This is a genomic window from Streptomyces sp. NPDC086080, from assembly GCF_044540255.1.
Lineage (GTDB): Bacteria > Actinomycetota > Actinomycetes > Streptomycetales > Streptomycetaceae > Streptomyces.
Genome location: NZ_JBITRU010000048.1, coordinates 25,333 through 42,507 on the forward strand (window position 1 = coordinate 25,333; position 17,175 = coordinate 42,507).

The 17,175-nt window shown below is 67.0% G+C and carries 13 protein-coding genes and 1 pseudogene; 8 read left to right on the forward strand and 6 right to left on the reverse strand.

Features of this window, described 5'->3' with window-relative positions; genetic code table 11:
- Positions 1-17 precede the first annotated feature (17 nt).
- The 3 genes from ACIF9R_RS34710 to ACIF9R_RS34720 all read left to right on the forward strand — a co-directional run bounded on the left by ACIF9R_RS34710 (position 18) and on the right by ACIF9R_RS34720 (position 3,806).
- Entirely contained in the window at positions 18-1,505 is a 1,488-nt protein-coding gene (locus tag ACIF9R_RS34710; protein ID WP_399986520.1) for an NUDIX domain-containing protein, read from the forward strand.
- Positions 1,506-1,534: 29 nt separating this feature from the next.
- On the forward strand, positions 1,535-2,770 hold the full coding sequence (locus tag ACIF9R_RS34715) for a M15 family metallopeptidase (protein ID WP_399986522.1): 1,236 nt from the start codon (positions 1,535-1,537) through the stop codon (positions 2,768-2,770).
- Between the two features lie 133 nt (positions 2,771-2,903).
- Positions 2,904-3,806 (forward strand): NUDIX domain-containing protein, encoded by a 903-nt coding sequence (locus ACIF9R_RS34720; RefSeq protein WP_399986524.1) that lies wholly within the window; start codon positions 2,904-2,906, stop codon positions 3,804-3,806.
- 771 nt (positions 3,807-4,577) lie between these two features.
- On the opposite strand, the gene ACIF9R_RS34725 is transcribed toward ACIF9R_RS34720, so the two are convergent.
- The 6 genes from ACIF9R_RS34725 to ACIF9R_RS34750 form a co-directional block, all read right to left on the reverse strand.
- Positions 4,578-5,477 carry a hypothetical protein gene (locus ACIF9R_RS34725; RefSeq protein WP_399986526.1) on the reverse strand — a complete coding sequence of 300 codons (900 nt, stop codon included), beginning with the start codon at positions 5,475-5,477 and terminating at the stop codon, positions 4,578-4,580.
- Between the two features lie 320 nt (positions 5,478-5,797).
- Complete coding sequence (locus ACIF9R_RS34730; RefSeq protein WP_399986528.1) at positions 5,798-6,541, reverse strand: ATP-binding cassette domain-containing protein; 744 nt, start codon at positions 6,539-6,541, stop codon at positions 5,798-5,800.
- 74 nt (positions 6,542-6,615) lie between these two features.
- Entirely contained in the window at positions 6,616-6,744 is a 129-nt protein-coding gene (locus tag ACIF9R_RS34735; RefSeq protein ID WP_257850902.1) for a hypothetical protein, read from the reverse strand.
- Positions 6,745-7,644: 900 nt separating this feature from the next.
- Positions 7,645-10,323: a hypothetical protein gene (locus ACIF9R_RS34740; protein WP_399986530.1), complete on the reverse strand. Its 2,679-nt coding sequence runs from the start codon at positions 10,321-10,323 to the stop codon at positions 7,645-7,647.
- A 3-nt stretch (positions 10,324-10,326) separates the two neighbouring features.
- On the reverse strand, positions 10,327-10,665 hold the full coding sequence (locus tag ACIF9R_RS34745) for a helix-turn-helix domain-containing protein (protein ID WP_399986532.1): 339 nt from the start codon (positions 10,663-10,665) through the stop codon (positions 10,327-10,329).
- Between the two features lie 9 nt (positions 10,666-10,674).
- The gene (locus tag ACIF9R_RS34750; protein ID WP_399986534.1) at positions 10,675-11,778 is read right to left on the reverse strand and encodes a tyrosine-type recombinase/integrase; all 1,104 of its coding nucleotides are present in this window, start codon (positions 11,776-11,778) and stop codon (positions 10,675-10,677) included.
- Positions 11,779-11,877: 99 nt separating this feature from the next.
- Between ACIF9R_RS34750 and ACIF9R_RS34755 the strand changes: the two genes are divergently transcribed.
- The 5 genes and pseudogenes from ACIF9R_RS34755 to ACIF9R_RS34775 form a co-directional block, all read left to right on the forward strand.
- On the forward strand, positions 11,878-13,128 hold the full coding sequence (locus ACIF9R_RS34755) for a bifunctional class I SAM-dependent methyltransferase/NUDIX hydrolase (RefSeq protein WP_399986536.1): 1,251 nt from the start codon (positions 11,878-11,880) through the stop codon (positions 13,126-13,128).
- Positions 13,129-13,689: 561 nt separating this feature from the next.
- Positions 13,690-14,928 carry a hypothetical protein gene (locus tag ACIF9R_RS34760; protein ID WP_399986538.1) on the forward strand — a complete coding sequence of 413 codons (1,239 nt, stop codon included), beginning with the start codon at positions 13,690-13,692 and terminating at the stop codon, positions 14,926-14,928.
- Positions 14,929-15,064: 136 nt separating this feature from the next.
- Positions 15,065-16,108, forward strand: a complete 1,044-nt coding sequence (locus ACIF9R_RS34765; RefSeq protein WP_399986539.1) for a hypothetical protein — start codon at positions 15,065-15,067, stop codon at positions 16,106-16,108.
- Between the two features lie 183 nt (positions 16,109-16,291).
- Entirely contained in the window at positions 16,292-16,858 is a 567-nt protein-coding gene (locus ACIF9R_RS34770) for a hypothetical protein (protein WP_399986541.1), read from the forward strand.
- A 33-nt stretch (positions 16,859-16,891) separates the two neighbouring features.
- Positions 16,892-17,080: pseudogene (locus tag ACIF9R_RS34775) on the forward strand (IS256 family transposase); the annotation flags it as partial.
- Between the last annotated feature and the right edge of the window lie 95 nt (positions 17,081-17,175).

Below are 17,175 nucleotides of genomic sequence, written 5' to 3' on the forward strand. Positions count from 1 at the left end.
CCTCTGAGGTAGCCCGCATGCCGTTGTCACACCGCCACATCCGCACCACCGTCGATGCTTACCTCGCTCGTCACCCTCACGAGCGCGAGCAGCTCGGCGGACTCCTGGACGCCCTGGACCGGACCGGTCACGACATCACCAGCCGTTTCACCTTCACCGGGCACGTCACCTGCAGCGCGATCGTCGTCGACCAGCTCGGCCGCGTCCTGCACGTGCTGCATCTGGCGAGCGGAAAGGTCCTCGCCCCCGGCGGACACACCGAGCCCGCCGACGAGTGCCTGGCAGCAGTGGCGCTGCGGGAGCTGCACGAGGAGACCGGGATCCCGCCCCAGGCCGTCACGCCGTGGCCCGGCTATGAGACCGTGCCCTTCGACGTCGACACCCACGACATCGACGCTCACCCAGGCAAAGGCGAACCAGGCCACCAGCACTTCGACTTCCGGTTCCTCTTCCGCCTGCACACCGCGCCCGAGACGCCGGTGGTGCTGCAGGAAGAAGAGGTCGGCGGCATCGAGTGGCGCCCGGTGGACCGGGTGACCTCCCTGGCCCTGCGCGACAAGCTCCTCAAGCTCCCGCTCCAGGTCGGACCGGAGACGGCCAACGCTTCCGCCCTGATCTACAACGACCGCGGCGAGTACCTGCTCCACCTTCGCGACTACTTCCCCGGCCAGATCTGGGAGCCGGGCATGTGGTCCCTGCTGGGCGGAGGCCGAGAGCCCCAGGACGCAACCCTGGAGCACACCGTCCGGCGCGAACTGGCCGAGGAAGCCGGCCTCGACCTCGCCGACCTGACCCCCTTCGGCACCGAGTACGCCACCGACGACGCCGGCACGACCGTGCCCATCGCCATCTACGCCGGCCGCTGGAACGGTGACCCCCGCGAACTCCAGTTGACCGAAGGGGTGATGCTGGCCTGGTTCGCCCCCGACAACCTCCACCGCCTGCGCATCGCCGACACCACCAGCGACCTCGTACGGCGCCACGCCGCCAGCCGCCCGGCCAGCACCACGCCGCAGAGCGAGCTCGCAGCGCAGAAGGCGCGTCGCCCAGCTTCGCCACACGGCACGGTCCTCAACGTCATCGGTGTCCACCTCTACCTGGAGCGGCCTGACGGGACGGTGCTGCTCGGGCTGCGCCACCCCGACTCCAGCTTCGCGCCGTCCACCTGGCACGTCCTGGCCGGCCACTGCGAGCAGGAGAACGCCATCACATGTCTGATCAGGGAGGCACGGGAGGAAGCTGGTCTGCGCATCGAGCGCCAGGATGTCGAACTCGTTCACGTCGTCCACCACATCGACAAGGCCGGGGATCGACCCCGCATGGGCCTGTTCTTCCGCGCCCGCACCTGGAGCGGCGAGCCGGAGCTGCGTGAGCCGGACAAGTGCACCCAGTGGAGATTCTGGGACCCCGCCGCCCTTCCCGACGACCTCGTCCCCTACACCCGGGTGGCCATCGCAAAGATCCAGAACGGCGAGCTGTACAGCGAGACGGGCTGGCCGGCATGACCGGCACCCCGAGCGGCGCACCCTGTCGCGTGTCCTCTGCGACTGCGGCCGGGCGTCCGGACACCCGCCTCGTAGTCCTTCGCGGCAACTCGGCGTCGGGCAAGTCGAGCGTGGCCCAGGGCCTGCGAGATCACTACGGCCGCGGTGTCGCGATCGTGGGGCAGGACGTGATCCGCCGGAACGTGCTGCGGGAGCATGACACGGCGCGAGGCGCCAACATCGCCCTTCTGGGCAGGATTGCCCGCGGAGCACTGGACGCCGGCTTTCACGTCGTGCTCGAAGGGATCCTGTACGCCGACCGCTACGGCCACATGATCACGTCTCTGGTCCGGGATCACCGCGGTGTCTCCCGCTGCTACTACCTCGATGTTCCGCTGGAGGCGACGTTGGTCCGGCACGCGTCAAAGGCGGATGCCGCGTACCTGGCGCAAGTCACCGACAACCACCTCGCCTCCTGGTACCGGGAGCTGGATCTGCTGCCCGGCGGTCTGGAGAGCGTGATCCCGGCCAACAGCACGCTGCAGGACACCGTCGCCCGGATCGTGCGCGAAACCGATCTGAATGCTGCCGCCCCCGCCCCGCCGCCTCAGCGCAATCCGTCACAGGGAGACTCGATGACCCCTCTGGTGTTGATGTCCGATCCGCAGGTCGCGGCAATCCCCGTGCGCGAGTGCGGAGAGCCGCTCGTCGACGTGCGCGACCACGACTTCCGCGTCGACCCCCGCAAGCGAGACCCGCTGGGCGCGTTCGCCCACGTCCGCGAGGGCGTCCTGGGCCGGCTGAAGCACGCCCGCTCACTCCTGCCCGCCGGCACCGACCTGCTGTTCATCGAGGGCTACCGGCCGCTTACCCTCCAGCAGCGCTACTTCACCGAGTACCGCGACGAGCTGGCCGCCGCCCACCCTGACTGGACACCTGAGCAGCTGCGCCAGGGCGCCAGCCGGTACGTGTCACCGCCAGAGATCGCGCCCCACTCCGCGGGCGCGGCCGTGGACGTGACCCTCGTCGACCAGGACGGCCACGAACTCGATCTCGGCACCCGTGTCAATGCCTCCCCGGAGGAGAGCAACGGGGCCTGCTTCACGCATGCTCCGAACCTCAGCGATCACGCGCGCCACCATCGCACGCTGCTGCTCACCGCCATGGAGGGCGCGGGTTTTACGAACTATGGGACCGAGTTCTGGCACTTCTCGGTAGCAGACCGGTACGACGCGTTGACGAAGCAGGAGCCGCACGCGCGCTACGGACCGACCGAACTGCCTTAGCACGGCAGCGGACTCGTCCACTTCCTCGCCACGCATCCGCTCCCAGCCAGAGAGGCAGGAGCGTGGCCACCGCTCCGTCGACGGTCGCGACTCCACGACCGCGACGGACGGAAAGCATCGAACGGAGGCACGTATGTCTGACGGCACCCAGCAGGCGATCTCAGGCGTCCCAAGCCCGTCGGGCGCGGACGTACCGCCCGAGCACCACATGCACCTGCTCGGGCGGTACTACCGGCAGGTGGAAGCAGGGCGCAAGACGATCGAAGTGAGGGTGGCCACCCCTACCAAGCGCGCCGTCGCCGTGGGCGACACGGTCGTCTTCCACGACCGGGACACCGGGCGGGAACTCGACGTCATCGTGCAGCGGATCACCCCGTGCCCCTCCTTCGAGGATCTGCTCCGCTCCGAGGACACTACGCGGATCGACTCGGGCGGGCCGCCTGGCGAGCTGCTCGCCAACCTCCGCGGCATCTACCCGCCGGCCAAGGAAGCCCTCGGCGTTCTCGCCCTCGCGTTCGACCACCGCCCTGCCCGGCCCGGCCGCCTCCTGCCGATGACGGCCGAGGAGTACGCGCGGACCGTCCCCCACCACACGGTGTACGGCTGTCTGTACATCCGTGACGAACACGACCGACCGGTCCAGCTCCGCTCGGTCTACGGCTCGAGACTCTGGCAGTTCCCGGGCGGCAACCTGGACGCCCCGGGCGAGGACCCGCTGCAGACCGCACGGCGAGAGGCGGTCGAGGAGACGGGCCTCGAACTGGGGCTGGGAACGCCGAGGCTTCTCCTGACGCACTTCTTGCACGCCGGACCGCGCCTGCCGCTGAACAAGGTGGGGCTCATCTTCGACGGAGGGCGGCTGACCGCGGACCGGCTCGGCCGGATCCGCCTTGATCCTGCCGAGCACGACATGTGGGCCGTCCACGACCTCGCGACCTGGCAGGAACTGATGGCGCCGCGCGCCTTCACCCGCCTCGACGCCATCGAACGAGCCCGGCGCGGCGAAGGCCCCACCTACCTGATCACGCACACCTGACCCCCAGCACACCCACCAGGAGGCAACCGTGCCCGCCGAGGATACTGGTAAGTGCGGCTATCAGAACTTGCGGAATTAAGGCCACTGCACGCCGTGGGCATTACGGCTTGCGGAGTGCTCCACCACATCACTACCGCGAGAGCCGAGCCAGGCGACCAGCGGTAAGAGGGAGAACAGATGCGGCCAGTCCGGTAGCTCCCACGGCGATGGCTGCGATGAACGCTGGTAGGTAGGTGGGCTCGTGCAAGGGCCATGCCCACCGTGCAGGTACTCCGTGTTGCACTCCGAACGCTGCGCACGCGATGGGGAAGACGGTGACGATCGTGGCAACGATGCGAGGGCTGGTGAGGAGGCGTAGCAGGAGGGCGAGTCCGAGGTAGCCCAGGAAGTTTCGGGCCATGCCTGCTGCGAGTATGTGACCGGACGTCGAGGAGATGAGCCAGCCTCCGGCGAGCATCACGAGTGTGCAGGCCGTCATGAGTCCGGCGTCCCACAGGCCGACAGGGCGTACGGCGGTCGCTTCGATGGAGCTTCCTCCGCGGGACTGTCCGTGAAGGATGAGGCACACCGGTGCCAGGGGCAGCAGGAAGGGGAGGGGAAAGGAGAAGGAGACTCCTCCTACTACGATCGGTACGGGTACCTGGATGGAGTCGGCGACGGCGCCGAGTACCAGGCAGGCCACCAGGGCGGCACAGATTGCGGGTACTCGACGAACCTGGATCCACCAGTCCATGGACGTTTCTCTCTGTCGGTTGGCTCGTCGTAGCGGACTCAGAGGTGCCGCGTGTCAAGGACGGGCTGCTTATCACACCGAGTGAGTGTTTCGACGTTCTGCTGGAACCAGACTTGTTGGTCGTGTGGAGTCTGTTCGAGAACGCGTTTGGCGACATCGACTTCGGGGGGCGCATAGCGGGACGCGACAGTCTGAGGGTCCGCGCCTGCGGTGATGGTGAGCCAGACACTCAGTGGGCCGTAGGCCCGGCTCCCTGGCCACTCACCGGTTTGGGCGCAGGCTGGAATGTCCTTGGGCAGGGCGCTCAAAGCGAGAAGGGCTCGGACTTCGTCGGAGGTCGGTGTGGTCGATCGGGGCGCCAGTTGAGCAGTTGTCGTGACGCCTGCGACAGTCAGACGCCTGTGGGCGTCCGTTGCCCACGTGGTGATGTCCCTCGCATTGTCGCGCTGTTCGGGCCAGAGGCAGACCTGCGGGTGGGTTCCTGAGCAGGTGCGGGATGCTGTGGAGCGGGATTCGGCTGCGCTGTAACCGAGGGGATGGACAATCCAAGCCGAGATCGCTACGGCGACGGTCAGGACAACGGGAGCGAGGGGTCGCAGTCGCCGTCCCGGCACCGTCACCAGCCAGGCAGCTGCGAGCAGTCCGATTGAGGCGAGGGCCGGGGCGACAATGCTGCGGGGGGCGGCCACTTGGTCCAGCTGACAGCACTCGGCCAAGTTCGTACCGTTCAGTTGGCGCACCCAGAAGACGTTCATCGCCGCCGGGTAGGCCATCCACACGAAGCTTCCCACCAGTGCCACAGGCACGGCCAGCAATCGGGGCAGGGTGAGCCCGAGGACATATCCGACGACGATATGCGCCGCCACGACCAGCAGCTCCAGAGCGAGGATCGCCACCGTAGTCCAGTTGGGGCTGCCTGCAGCCTGCGGCAGGAGCATGCCGAGGGACAGCGTGACCGCGAGTACTCCGAGGACGAGAGTGGGCGAGAGTACAGCGAGAGATACCCCCGTGAACGTCCGCGACGGCGCCCCTTGCAGAGTCCGTGCCTGCCGGACGCGCATCCCCTCCCAAGCGCCGCAGGCAGCCACGGCCGGTGCTGTCCAAACCAGGAGAGACGAGCTTTGACCGGCAACTGAGTCCCAATACCCGCGGGTCACCAACTCGGTGACGCTGTCGCGGTAGGCAAGCAGCCAGATGATTAGCAGAAGGCCGATGCGAGGCGCGATCGACACTCGCAGTACGGTGCTCCAAGGCACGCTTACACCTCCCCCTTCACCAAACCGGCATAGGCGGCTTCAGCCCGGCGTCCGGACGCCACCTGGCCCGGAGCAAGGTCGAGGAAAGACACGGTCGGCCCCTGGAAGAGGATGTTGCCTCGGTCGAGGAGCAGGACCGAGTCGTAGCTGTCTTCCAGGTCTTCGGTCTGGTGGGTGGAAACGACGAAGCTCGCCTGGTCCTTCAGGTCGTCCAGGAGGCCGCGGAACACCTTGCGCTGCGTGGGGTCGAGGCCGGCGGTTGGTTCATCCATCAGGACCACTCGCGCCGAATGCACCATCGTCTGAGCAATACCCAGGCGACGCAGCTGCCCCCCAGACAGCTGCGCGGCAGAACGGTCGGCCAGCTCATCCAGTCCTACCTGTTTGATCGCGCCCAGCGATCTGTCCCATGCATCCCGCCGCGACAGGCCCTTCAGCCATCCGGCATACGCAGCCTGCTCTCTGACACGCAGCCCCGGTACCGGAGTCACCTGCTGCGGCAGCCAGCCAACCTGCTGCCGGTACCGCTTCAGATCGCCCCGTCTGCGGGTATCCAGGTCACCGAGCGTCACGCTACCTGCGCTTGGAATGAGTGCGGATGCGAGGAGTCCCAGCAACGTCGACTTACCGGCGCCGTTCGGCCCGAGAAGCACAACGCACCCTGACGGCAGGTCAAGCGTCAGGTCTTGCAGGACGAGTCTCCGGCGCCGGTAGCCGAAGCAACAGCGCGAGACATGGATGGTCATTCTGGCCCTCTGTCAACTTTCCTGAGAGGCGTGGCCCCCGGATACCCGAGGGGCCACTGTCGGTCCGAACGCTGTCAGTAGCGGGTGACGACGCTGTTGACGCTGAGCCTAGTAGAGCCGATGTAGATGAAGTAGAACTCCGCCTTCCCCACCTCACCCCAGGACACCGTGTTGCAGGAGTTACTCCGCGTGCCGTGGCTCACGTCCGGAAGGAAGTCTCTGACGTGGTCGAGCTCGAGAGTCGCGCTGCTGGGTCCTCCGAAGCTGCAGCCGGAGAAGCTCACCGTCGTGCTCGACCCGTCGCTGTGGTTGTCCGTCCAGCGGCGGGACTCATCTCCTCCCTGCCAATTGGATATGTAACTGCTCCAGCTTCCTTCGGCAGAAGCCGGCGGAGCCAAGGTGAACGTTGCAGCAGCAGCGGCTGCGATCACGACTCCTACCCGATTCAACTTCACCCTCATGCCATTCCTTCGCTCGTAGACGCACGTACAGCCAGACCCTTCACGCAAGGACGCTGTGAAGACTCTGTGACGGCCTGGACCGTACGTTCCCTAACGCGACGCAGCAATGACTGATCGCGAAGATCAGACATCCTGGCAGCGAGGAGTAGTTTGCGAGGTAATATGCATAATTGGCCCTCTGTACATTCCCCGCCTGCCGCACTACGCACGAGCTTCAGCACGGCTACCCAGAGGAACACCTGTACGCCGAAGCAACATCATCTCGGCGCCGAGGGTTACAGCCTTACGTGCGCTGGCATCGATGGACCCCCAGGGGCGACCTCACGCGATCAGCGACCGTGATCGGGTCCCACTCCCGACCTCTGGGCGGTACGCACCCTGACTTATTCGTCATAGCAGGATGAAATGTCGAATCTGCTGATCCCGCTGGGGACTCGAAAGAGCTCGTGAAGCAGTAATCCGTCCTGGACGCAAAAGTTGAGCGCCGAACATGTCTGATAGTGATCGTCTTCCTTCAGGTCACCTGATCGATGACGGCGGCGCCGATCCCCGCACCGAGTCACCCTTCCGATTCGCACCTGAGACGGATGGGGCGAAGGACACCTCAGAGGTTGTTCTCTGCCCGGAGCTTATGTGTGGTTTTCACTGGTCAGGCGTGAACTGAGGGCCGGCGCGGAAGTCTCGGCCCGGTGCTAACCGAGATGTCGTGGTGGTGGCGGATGCCGTCGATGCGGGCGGTGTCGGAAGTGCCGCGGAAGGCCGCAGCGGTGTGGGTGGAGGATCTCCAAGCCGAGCTGGAGCGATTGCGTGCGCCTTTGACCGAGGCGGTGCTGCTAATTCAGCCGCGTAGGTGTTGTCTTGCCCGCCTATGCGCTTCCAGGAGTCGGCGGTGTTTTGGTGAACACCGAGCAGTCGGCTGACCATGACGGCGGGTAGTTCGGATGCCAGCTCGACGAGGGCGGTGTTGCGGGCCATCCGGGGCCGGATACCGAGCGCATGGAGGCGACGTACCAACTGGCTGCTGCTGAGGTGCTGGGTCGGGAAGCGGCCCGGGAACAGCCAGCGTTCTCCAGCGGTACTCGTGGCCGCCGCCTGGGCGTGGAGGGTTCGGATGTAGTCGTCCAGAGGTGGCGGCATCTGGGCCGGGACCTGCCCGAGCCGGAGCAGCACCGCGCCCCGGGCGACCTCCACGTGCTCGGTGGTGAGGGCGACGACCCGGGACAGGTCCTGCGCGAAGAGGAGAGCGAGGAGTCCCGCCGCCTTGTCGGACACGGGGATCTCGTTGTCGTGGATGAGCCGGCTGACCAGCTGCCAGCGCACGTCCTGAGCGATGAGCTGGCCGGTGAAGGCGGGCGTGGGGAGTTCGACGGCGAAGGGGCGGGTGTGGCCGTTGCGGCTGGTCCAGGCGAGGAAGCCGTGTACCCGTGGGCCGCGGCCGGGGTAGTCGTCCAGCCACGCGTCCAGAAGGTCCTGGGTGCAGGCGTTGAGAGCGATGCCCTGGGTGTGGAGCCAGTTGAGCAGGCGCACCACCTGGGTGACATAGGCGCGCACGCCGTGTGCTTGTGCCTGGCTGACTGGGCGGCGCCGCGAGAAGCGGCGGAGGCGGCGCAGCAGGTGCCAGGTGGTGTACGCCTGGAGTACCTTGCGGCTCTCCGGGTCACGGACCTGTGCGGTCCGCGCCGCGAGCCAGCGTTCGAGGGCGGCGAGTTGTTCGTCGCGCGCGGGCAGGGCGCCGCCGGCGACCAGGTGCATGCGGAGGTTGTCGACCACCTTGGCCGGGCGCAGGCCGTCCAAGGTGGCATGGGTGATGGGCCCGCTTCCGGCTGCCAGGGTGCGCAGCACGCTGAGCCGGGCAGGGCGGCGGTTCAGCCAGTACAGGACGTTGGTTCCGGGCCGCCCGGCCAGGGCGTTGAAGACTGGCTCGATGCCGGGGCGCATGCGGCCCTCAATGCTGAGGACGTCTCGGAGGCGTGCGCGGGCAGCGCAGTCGGGGCACAAGCCGTAATGGTGCAGGTGGGTGGCCGTGCCGCACTCGCTGCACGGCCGCTTGCGGGCCGGGTGGTGGCGCCAGCAGGTGGGGCACAGTTCGTCGCCGTTCGGTGCGATGCCGTGGATGCGCAGTGTCCGGCCGCACTGGGCGCAGGGCCGGTGTGTGGCGCCGCAGGAAGAGCACAGCGGCTCGCCGTCGGCCGTGCGGTAGCTAACCATGTTGTCGCGGCGGCAGCCGACGCAGATGGCGCGGGGTCGTCGCCTTCGTGTGCACGGAACGCAGATGGGGGCGTCGGTGGAGGCGTGCAAGCACGGGCGCTGTTCCCCGCACTCGCTGCAGGTCGCGGTGGGGTATTGGTGGCAGCGCTCGCACAGCGGTCGGCCGTTCTTGCGGGATTGGATGTAGCGGCGTTCTCCGCACTGAGCGCACACCTGGTGAACGACTGGGTTGTGGTGCCGGCAGGCGTGGCACAGGGGCAAGTTGTCGTGGGTGCGGCCCATCACCGGCCGGTCGCGTCCGCACCTGGCGCATGGCTCGGCGCGTGCGGCGGAGCGGCACTCGGTGCAGCAGCGGAGGCCGTTGCGGGTCCGCGGCAGCGGTACGTTGCGGCCGCAGTAGGGGCAGGGTGGGACCACGAGATTCACCGCTCCTCGCTCGCGAAGAGCAGCGATGAGGTGGAGGACCTTGATGGGACCGTGGGCAGCTTGGCCGCCGGTCAGCAGTTCGGGCCGGTCTTCCAGAGCCCACAGCAGCCTCCGCTGGCGACCCATCACCGGCTCAACCGCTCGGATGGCCTCGGAGACTGTCTGCTCAGACAGGCCGGGGCAGAGCTGCTGGATGACTCCGCACAACCCCTTCAGGGGGTCGGCACCGTCGTCTGGTGGGTGGTTACGGCATCGGGGCCGCCCGTCTCGGTCCCGGGTCACGAAGTCGTGGCGGCCGCAGACAGCGCAGGGGTTGGCCTCATGCCGGCGCCGCCCCTGGCAGGTGTTGCAGATACGGGACGCGCTGCCGGGAAGGCAACCGACCAGGCGGCTGGCCCGGCCGCAGGCCCCGCAGCGCAACTGCCGTACGTTGACGGCGCCCTGTTCACGCAGTGCGCGGATGATCCGTTCGATGATGGTGGGAGACTCCGGCCGTCCCTGTGTCAGCCACGACGGGTCCTGCTGGAGGAGCTCGGCGAGCTTCCGACGCTGCGTGCCGCGGGGAAAGGTGGCCCGCACCACCGACCGGACCAGCTCGGGCGCCAGGGCCGGTTCGACTGCGACGACCGCCTCGGCGATCACATCTTCGGGGTCGGTGGCATAGCGGGGCAGGTCGGAGGCGTCCACGCGCTACTCCCCCGCGGGCGTGATGCGGGCGCGCTTGGGCCGGTGCTCGCCGACCCCGGCAGCTGCGCCGTCGCCTCCTGCCGCTGCCGTCTTCCTGCCCGACGCCCGGGCGGCCACCGGTTCGATCAGGTCTTCCATGCGGCACTGGAGGATGTCGAGCAGCGCCATCAGCGTGGTCAGGCTCAGCCGTTCCGGACGCTCGACCACCAGCCGGTAGATCTGGCTGGCCGACAGGTCGATGCCGCGTTCGGCGAGCAGGGGCCGCAGGTCGGTGGTGGAGAACATGCCGCGGGTGGCCATGACCTCCCGCAGGTGCCACCGGTAGTCCAGTTTCGTCGTCACGCTGTCTCCCTACTGGTCCTGGTGCAGGGCTTTGTCCAAGACCTTGCGCATCATCGTGTTCATGAAGTCACCGCTCACCCCGGTGTAGAGCGCGGTCGTCGAGGCGTAGCGGTGACCGACCTGGCGTTGGACGAACGCCGGGTCGGCGCCGTCTTCGATCTGATGGGTGACGTGGCTGTGCCGCAGGCAGTGCGGCACGAGAGCGGAGTCCAGCCCCAGGGCTTCGCGGTAGTCCGCGAAGCGGTCCTCGATCTCGCGGCTCTGGAGCCGGCCGCCGCGCTCGGTGGGCCACAGGACGGCTCCGGCTGCGGCACGGTAGCGGGGTCGGATGTTGGTGACGTAGTCGTCGACCGCTTCGACGGCCCAGGGCATCACGCTCAGTACGGTTCGCCGGCGGGGCGCAGAGCCCTTGGACCGTTTGCCGTACCGGACGTTCAGCGATCCGAACCGGCCCAGCTCCGGCGCTTTCGGGTTTCGGTACCAGTCGGTGAGTTCCAGCTTCGACGCCTCCGTGCACCGCAGCCCCCAACCGTAGATGACCTTGAACACGGTGGCGTCCCGGTAGGCGGCCAGCGCCCCTTTGCGGCCGAGTCTGATGGCCCGGTCGACCTGATCGTCGGCGTAGTCGAGGAGGAGCTGGATTTCCTCGCGGGTCATCGGTCGGCGGCCTGCGCTGCCCTCGAATTCGACGAGGTGCGCGGCGGTGTTCCACTCATGGCAGATCTGCACCGGGTGCGTGCCGAAGCGCCGTTCGCACTCCTGCGGCCACTGGTAGTGCGGTGAGGTGACGTAGTCGCAGAACAGGCGAACGGCCGTCTGGTAGCCGCGGATTGTCGACGCCGCTCGATGAAGTTCCGCGATCAGGTGCGTCGTCCACTCGTCCATGGCGGCGGCCGACCAGTTCCACGGATACGCCTGCGCGAAGTCGTTGAACTGCCGCACCACGCGCAGACGGTTGCTGATCGTCTTCGTCTGGATGCGCCGGCCGCCACGCTGCTGCCGCGTCCAGCCCTCCAACATCGCGTCGAACACCGCGTCTTCGGGATGCAGCAGCGTCACGCCATTCAGCAGCACCAGGCGGGCGGAGCCCTCGCTCAAGTCCGTCGTCGCCACGCGCCCCCTTCCTCAGGGTGCGCGAATCATGCATCAGATGACTGATCCACAGCAAGAGTCCAGTTCAAGAGCCTGCCTCGCTCACCATGAGGAGCCACATTGAAGCCACAGATCCCCAGTTCAAGCAGCTCAGATTCACGCATCAAACGCAATTCCCCGGAGTCCACCAACACCCGGGCCTGGCAGATCTACGGCCGACGCCAACTGACCCGCGCCTACACCCCACCCATCCCCGACCGGCTCGGCTGGACACCCTGGGAAGGAATCGGACCGGGAGCAGAAGTCCTCGGCGACGTCACCGGCCGCCGCGTCCTGGACATCGGCTCCGGAGCCGGCCACCACGCCGTCCACCTCGCCCAGGCCCACGGAACCCGCGTCACCGGCATTGAGCTGTCCCCGACCCAGCACGAACGCGCTGTCTCCGCCCACACGGATGTCGACGGCGTGGAGTTCGTCCAGGCAGACGTGACCGAGTACCTGGCCGGAGCCGAGCCGTTCGACGCCGCGTACGCCATCGGGACGCTCGCCTTCATCGACCCGCACCGCTCGCTGCCGGCACATCGCGACGGACTGCGCCCCGGCGCCCCACTGATCCTCTCGCTCCTGCACACCGACCTGCACGGCCACGGCCCGTCCACGGAAGTGGCGCCGCGCGAACAGATGATCCTGCTGCGCGACGACCCGCCCCTGCCAACACAGATGTGGGTCCTGGCACCGCAGCTGTGGGAGGACCTACTCACCGAGTACGGCTTCCGTGTCGAAGCCATCGATCTGTTCCCGCACCCCGACGAGAGCGCCTCGGTCATTCAGCAGCTCATCCGCGCCCGGCGCCTTCCCGACCGGTCCACACGCGTCTCCAGCCGACCCCGCAGCACCCGAGCGCCGGCCGCCCACGCGGCCGTCGGCGTCGGAGCGATCCTGCTCAGCGAGCAGGGCATCCTCTTGGGCCGGCACCGCCGCGGCACCCTCGAACTGCCCGGTGGCAGCGTGGAGGCCGGGGAATCCTTCGAGGACGCGGTTGTTCGCGAACTCGCTGAGGAATCCGGTCTAGTCGCTCGGCCCGGCGACGTGGGTCTCGTGGGCACGCTCGTCGACCGCGTCGAAGGTGTCCTACGGGTCACCGTCGGTGCGCTCGTCCACGCCTGGCAAGGACAACCGACCACGCAGCCGGGCGAGAGTGTCGGCGACTGGGCGTGGTACCCGCTCGATCAGCTCCCCGACGGCCTGTTCGTGTGCAGCGCCCAGGTCCTCACCGCGTGGCGGCCCGACTTGCCCATCGACCACCCGCCCGCGCACTTCACGCGTTTCGCATCCGGACCAGCGGCCACGCCGGGCAACGGCCCAATCTGAACGCCGGCACCGACGTACCTGTCGCGTCACCTCAGCCTTCCCGTCGAAGGAGACAAAGTGAGCGCGGGTGTACTCGTGGAACTCTGGGTATTCGCCGAGGAGCACGAGGGCGTGCGGGAAGAGCCTCCGCCCTTCCAGATCTCAGGTACTGGCCGAAAAACAAGCAACTGAAGGCTGAGGCCGAAGCCTTCGTCCGGATCATCAACGTCCTGGAGACGGAGAACGACCAGCTCAAGGGCAGCAGGGTCGCATCAACACGGTGATCTCGATCGTCGGCCCCGGAAGGTAGTCGCGCCTGGGTGGTTGTGGGCTCCGGCGACGCCGGAGCCCACAACCGAGCTGCCGACACGTGACCTTGACCTTCACCGTCGACGCCAGGGTTCTGATCGTCACGAAGACAGGGATCGGATCTCCTGAAAAAGTGACTATCCGGGCAAGGGGTGGCGCACCATGGACTGCGGTTGAAGTCATTTGGCCGCCAGACCACAACGACCGCTGCGGCAACTTGTCGCTGCCCTCCTGGAGACTCCGTTGCTACCAACTGCAGAGCTTCTTGTCGGCATGTCACGACACCTGAGCACCTACGGCGACAGCCAGCCCAAGGCCGATCTGGCCCAACTCAGGTTCGCGGGCCGGATCTTTGAACTCGCACTCCGCCTCCGAGGCAGCGGTGTCAGCTCCCCCGAGCGTGTCGAGGCTCTTGGGGTCAACGCTGGCATCAGCAAGCGAGACATCCGCAGGGAGTTCCTTCCCACGCTGGAGGTCCTGGGCCTGGTCGACCTCGAACGCGACCAAGAGGGCGTTATCAAGGTGGTGTCTGAGGAAATCCCGCCTGTCGACGACCTCTACCAACGCGCCGACAGCGTTCTCAGCAACGTCATGCCTGAACCGCTAGAGATGATGGCTCTCACGATTCTTCGTATGACCACCATCATGCCGATCACTATCTCGACGGCAAAGGAAGAGTGCGCGGCACTCGGACCCGAAGACCTCGCCGTCCGGGCAATTGAGAACCTTGAATCCCTGCATCTCTGCACCCACCAGCGGAGCGCCGACGGGGACGAAGTGCTTTTCAACCCCAATGTCTGGGCAGTTGACAAAGATCATTCTCATGCCGCCTTGCAGGCCGAGAACGGTGTCGTGCGGGCGGCACTGAGCGGCGTTCTGGAGGAGGTGGCTGCAACAGCGGGAATGCCCGAGGACGAGATCCAGTCCGGGGAACGGAAGTGGGTGGACTATGCCGTCTCCCAAGGACTTCTACTGCGCGCTATCGTCACCACACTCGGAGGCCAGGAGCGAGCTTTCCTTTTTTCCCCGCACATGGGGCGATCCGTGTTCGACGCCCCGACGGGAGCCGACCCGTCCGGGCACGTGCGTCAGCTCATAGGCTCCATGGTGTTCGCTCGACGATTCGCCAGCAACCGGCTCTTCGCTCCGACGGCCTTCCTGCGAAAGCTGGTACGCAACGGAGAGGCAGGAGACGCCTCCAATATTGGCACCGACTACTCCATGCTCGAAACCGCCGGAATCGTCCGTGTCGAGCCGGCATACAGGTTCAAGAAGTTCGTTCTCCTGCAGGCGGACGTCGCCGAGGAAGCCATCACCTACTTGGAGGACAGTGCAGACGGAAACACCACGTCGGGTGCCCTCCAAGGACAGCGCGGCTACCGCCACCCCGAAGTGGAACGAGCACGGCGCCTGGTTCAGTCACCCAAGGAAGCAGCCCCCAGCCCCAGCGCTTCGCAAGATATTCTCGCTGCAATTCGACAGGAAATGGGGCGGCGGCGCTATGACCGGTAGGGCTGGAAAAGAGAAGGGCGACGAACTGGAGCGCCGATTCGCCCGGGCGGAGTTCGCGGATGGCGCACTCGTCCGCGTACGCCACCCCGTCACCCAGAGCGTCGGAGGGCGGCCTCGGACGGTAACGGACGTCGACGTGCTGTCGATCGACTTCGACTCAAGACTCCGTCCCCACATCGGCATCAGCGAGTGCAAGTCCACCCGCGGACAGAGCGGGGAGCAGGACCGCCTTCTGTGGTTGCGAGGACTGCAGGCCCTCGTTGGTGCGGACCGCTCGGCACTCGTTCGTCAAACCGTCACTGAGGCCGGCCGCGGGGTAGCGCGCCACATCGGAGTCGACCTGTTTGCCAACTCCGAGCTGGAGCGTCGTGAGCAGGTCCTGGAACACCTGCCGCAGCACTTCGCCACCATCGGGGAGACCGCCTTCAAGGAGGAGAGCGCTACCGCGGACCAGCAGCTCAAGAAGATCGGAGACCTGCCGTCAGGACTCGTTTCCTTCCTCAGGCACGACGCGCTCCTGGCCGATCCTCACAGAGTCCTCGGAGCACTGCTGACCCTGGACGAGGTGACACGCACCGGGACAGTTCTTCCCAACCCCTTGGCCAAACTGTTGGCAGGGCACGTTCTTCAAGCGCTGGTATCCGCAGCCCTGCGCGCCGGCGGTCGGACCGACACCGTGGGCTTCGAGGGAGCGCGGCGAGAGATCGAGCAGGGGTTGAACACCGGAGATCCTCACGACCGCCAGATCCTGCGAGTGGCCGAGATGGCTGACGCCTTGCTCCGTGAGGAGCTCGTAACCATTCATCAGGCGTACCGGTCAGCAGGCGCACCCGCGATTGAGCGCCCCGTCCCCTCCGTCCGCGACGCGATGTCGCAAACACCAGCATGGCTGGTCAACTTCATGGACCTCGCCGAACGGCTGCGACGCCGCAGCCCCATCGCCCGCCAGCTGCCGCAGACCATCGACCTGGCGGTGTTCGACGCCCTACTCGGCGGCGACGCTTGGAAGGCGCCCGCGTTCGATCACCTCTTCGCCCGCGAGCACCGACAGGCCCTGGGAATCGCCATGGACTGCCTGGCGAAGGCGGTGCCAGAGTTGACGAAACACCTGCTCCCCTTGAAGGACCTGCCCTTCGACCGAGCCGCAACAGCCTCGCTCAGCCAGTCGAAGCACCGGTGACCACGGACCTGGGTGGGGCAGACGCCCGCCTGCCCCACCCAGGCCGCACTTTCATTGCGAGCTGAGGGGCCCTGGTGTGCGGAAGTTGCCACTGGTCGTGGGCACTTGGGGCACAATGTCCGGGTGACAGGTGGGAACCCGAATCGCTGCCCGGTGGAGCACTCCGCGCCGACGGAAGCAACAGTGAAACAGCTGTACGGAACCGCATTCCGCTGTGGCAAGCCGGACTGCCAGCGCCCCTTGTTCCGGCTGGACAACGAGACCGGCGATCGCACCCTCAACAGTCGCGTGGCGCACATCCACGCACGCAGAGAGGGCGGCCCCCGTTGGAACCCCGGCATGTCGGACGAGGCGAACCGCAGCGGGGAGAACCTGCTCCTGCTGTGCATCGAGCATTCGTACGAGGTCGATGACAACGCTGCCCGGTTCCCCCCGGAGATGCTGCGAGAGTGGAAGGCGGCGCAACTGGCCGAGCACGACCAGATTCAGCGGTCGTGGCACCTGAGCAATGATGAAGCCGCGGAAGCGTCCGCGCTTTCCTTCGACCCCCATCAGCTGAGCATCGCCACGGCCAGTGCGACGACGGTCACAGCGGCGGCCAGGGCCGTAGGGAAGATGGTGAGCGTCGGTCGCCAGCGACGTCGCCTCGCGCATCAAGCGGCTCAGGCATGGCAGGCTTTGCGTCTCCGTACGAACATGACCATGCCCGTATTCGATCTGAACGGGGACCGGCGGGGGTCTGTACGGTGAGCGGTGTAACTCCCGAGCTGGAAGCGACAGTTGATGACTGACGTGGCGAGTGACATCGAGGCCGGGGAGGCCGTGGTGAGTGGGACGGGTGCCGTGGATGACGGGCTGGTTGCCGAGTTGGTGGCCCGGGCTCAGGCCGGTGGGGTGAAGCTCACCGGGGAGGGCGGCCTGCTGCAGCAGCTGACGAAGCGGGTGCTGGAGTCCGCACTGGAGGGCGAGCTCAGAAGCTGTTGTCTTTCCGGACGTGAGGGCTGCGTTTTCGCTGGTGGGGCATAGGTTCGGCGATCTCGTGGGAGTGACGGCTTGTCGTGTCGTCG

Coding starts and splice junctions, on each gene's coding strand:
- ACIF9R_RS34710 (WP_399986520.1), top strand. CDS start 18: ATGCCGTTGTCACACCGCCACATCCGCACCACCGTCGATGCTTACCTC.
- ACIF9R_RS34720 (WP_399986524.1), top strand. CDS start 2,904: ATGTCTGACGGCACCCAGCAGGCGATCTCAGGCGTCCCAAGCCCGTCG.
- ACIF9R_RS34725 (WP_399986526.1), bottom strand. CDS start 5,477: ATGCTCCTGCCGCAGGCTGCAGGCAGCCCCAACTGGACTACGGTGGCG.
- ACIF9R_RS34730 (WP_399986528.1), bottom strand. CDS start 6,541: ATGACCATCCATGTCTCGCGCTGTTGCTTCGGCTACCGGCGCCGGAGA.
- ACIF9R_RS34760 (WP_399986538.1), top strand. CDS start 13,690: ATGTCACGACACCTGAGCACCTACGGCGACAGCCAGCCCAAGGCCGAT.